This is a genomic window from Sphingobium sp. (assembly GCF_035511395.1).
In the GTDB taxonomy this organism is placed as follows: Bacteria; Pseudomonadota; Alphaproteobacteria; order Sphingomonadales; family Sphingomonadaceae; genus Sphingobium.
In genome coordinates this window covers 1-2,898 of record NZ_DATKFP010000264.1, presented here as the reverse complement: position 1 = coordinate 2,898, position 2,898 = coordinate 1, and the positions used below count along the sequence as shown (strand labels likewise).

Below are 2,898 nucleotides of genomic sequence, written 5' to 3'. Positions count from 1 at the left end.
CTATGTGGGTGCTGGCCGGAGGCTGATGGCGATGGCTCTGAACACGCTGGCATCGGGGCAGGCTGACGCGAAGGCGACGCGGATGCGCGTGGCGGTTTCGATAACGCGGGCAGCGACCTTGAGCAGCCGCAGGCGCAGCGTTGCGAACTCGGCGGCGGCGAGTGCGGTGGCTTTTGGGATTTCCTGCTGGATACGCCACAGGAGCCAGTAGGCGACGGTGTGCAGGATGAGGCGCATTTGATTGGCGTTGGCAGAGCGGCACGAGGTGCGATCGCTGGCGAGTTGGGTCTTGTGCCGCTTGATCAGGTTCTCGGCGTTGCCGCGAGCGCAGTAGAGCGTGTCGTAGATGTGCTCGGCCGAGCCGTCGGCCAGCGAGGTGACGACATAGCGGATGTCCATGCCCATTGTGCTGGCCTCGATTCGGGCGACGACGCGGCGCTGGCAGTTCCAGCTCTTCGCGCCGTAGCGGGTCTCGGCATAGCTGCGCAGGACCGGGTATTGGCGCTGAGCCCGCTTGACCGCGCAGGCATCGGCGACAGCGACGATGACCGGATCGCCACGCAGCGCGGCGTTGGTCGGCAGGCCGAACACGTAATCGACGCTGGCCGCCTCGCAGAAGGCCATGACCTCGGGCCGGCCATAGTGCCCGTCGCCGCGGATGGCGATGTGCGTTTCCGGCCAGTTTCGGCGGATGTGACGCACCAGGCGCCGGATGTGGCCGGCAGCTTCGGCACCCGACGGTGTCTTGCCGGTGCGCAGCAGCATCGCCACCGGCCGGCCGGTGGCCGTGTCTTAGACATGGATCGGCAGGAAGCAACGCTCGCCATGATGACCATTCCAGAATGAGAGTTGCTGATAACCGTGCACGACATCGCAGGTATCATCGATATCCAGCGTCACCGCCGCCGGCGGGGTGGGATAGCTGGCGCAGTAGATGTCGATCATCGCGGCCATCATCCTGGCTAATTCGCGCGAGGTCGGTGCGTTCTCCCACCGGCTCATCGTCGGCTGACTGGCCAGCCCCACGCCCGATCCCGGCAGCTTGCCCAGGGCCAGGCGGAAGCCCGGATCGTCGCGCAGGGCGTCGAGGTCATCGGCGTCCTCATAGCCGCAGGCGATCGCGAACACGCGGGCACGCAGGATGTCGTCGAGGCGATGAACCACCCGCGCAGGATCGCGCCAGTCGGCAATGCAAGCCGCAAGCCGATGGCAGATCCCCATCGTGCGCTCGGCCTGCGCCAGCAGCAGGACACCGCCGTCCGATGTCAGCCGGCCACCGTCGAAAGCGGCTGTGACTTTCTTGCGCCCGACCGCTGGGAATCGGAATGTGCTTGCGATATCGTCATTCATGGCGGGTGTGGCCTGTGGCATTTTCTGCCCTGCGGCAGGTTCGGCTTCGACACCCAGTTCCTAATTCAGATCAGAGGCTTATGCCACTCCCGCCAACCCGCCAGACCCGGTCCGGTGAATAGGACGGGCTAACCGACAAGCGCTACATCCAGGGCGGCTATGTGGATTTGGACGTTGGCGGCGTCGCCGAGGCAACCTATTCGCGGCCGCGCGAATGGTTCCTCAAGGTCGCCTACAAGTACTGACGGCTCTGCCTGGGGTGACCGAAAGGTCACCCCATCGATTGGGGGGGATCCGCTCCGGCGGTTCCGCCCCGTTTCGTTTGCATCCCTTGAACTTCCCAACCGACTGCCAAGGTTTCGCTCCATGCCTGTTTCCCAGCCATCCTTGTCCCGGCCCGAATTCGCTGCAGGCCTGCCGATCGTCGATGGCGAGGCCATAGCCACTACCGAGCGGGCGATTGCCGTGATCAATCCTGCGACGGGGATGGCGCTGACGGAAATCCCCCTCCTGGGTGCGGTCGAGGCGAACCGCGCCGTCGAAAGCAACGCCAGAGCCTTCGGGGAATGGCGGGCCCATTCGGCCGCCGAACGCGCCGCCATTCTGCACGCTTGGTTCGCGCTTGTTCGCGAAAACCGCAACGATCTGGCAATGCTGCTCACGGCCGAACAGGGCAAGCCGCTCGCCGAAGCGCTGGGCGAGATCGACTATGCGGCCAGTTTCATCCAATGGTTCGCGGAAGAAGCCCGGCGCATCAATGGCGAGATCATCCCCGCCCAACGCGATCGCCGGGTCCTGGTTCTCAAGCAGCCGGTGGGCCTGGTCGGCGCGATTACGCCATGGAATTTTCCCGCAGCGATGATCACGCGCAAGGTCGCGCCCGCCCTGGCCGCAGGATGCACCGTTACACTCAAACCCGCCGAACTGACCCCGCTCACGGCCTTCGCGCTGGCCCGGCTGGCACTCGAGGCCGGTGTTCCGGCGGGCACTTTCAACGTCATCGCAGGCGATGCGCCGGCGATCGGATCGGTCCTGACCAGCCATCCCGGCGTTGCCAAATTCACCTTCACCGGCTCCACCACGGTTGGCAAGCTGCTGACCGCGCAGTGCGCGACGACGCTCAAGCGGGTGTCGATGGAGCTGGGCGGCAACGCTCCGCTGATCGTGTTCGACGATGCCGATATCGACGTCGCCGTGGCGGGCACGATCGCTTCAAAGTTCCGAAACACCGGCCAGACCTGCGTCTGCGCCAACCGCATCCTGGTTCAGGCCGGCGTCTACGACGAGTTCGCGCGACGGCTGGCGCAGAAGGCGGCGGCCCTAGTGCTCGGGGACGGCCTGGAAGGTTCGACCGATCAGGGGCCGCTGATCAACAAAGCGGCGCTGGCCAAGGTCGAGCGGCTGGTGGCCGACGCCCTCGCCGGAGGCGCGCAGGCGCTGATCGGCGCCCAGCCATTGGCGGGCAAGGGGAGCTTCTACGCTCCGACCGTGCTGACCGGCGTGCAGCCGACGATGGCCGCGGCGCGCGAGGAGATCTTCGGCCCCGTG

The 2,898-nt window shown here is 66.0% G+C and carries 1 protein-coding gene and 1 pseudogene; one reads left to right on the top strand and one right to left on the bottom strand.

Annotated features, from left to right (window positions below; genetic code table 11):
- Nucleotides 1-1,350, bottom strand: a pseudogene (locus VMR39_RS18705) (IS1380 family transposase).
- A gap of 366 nt (nucleotides 1,351-1,716) precedes the next feature.
- On the opposite strand from VMR39_RS18705, the gene VMR39_RS18700 reads away from it, so the two are divergent.
- Nucleotides 1,717-2,898, top strand: a 1,182-nt coding sequence (locus VMR39_RS18700; protein WP_325417869.1) for an NAD-dependent succinate-semialdehyde dehydrogenase, incomplete at its 3' end; no start/stop codon positions are given.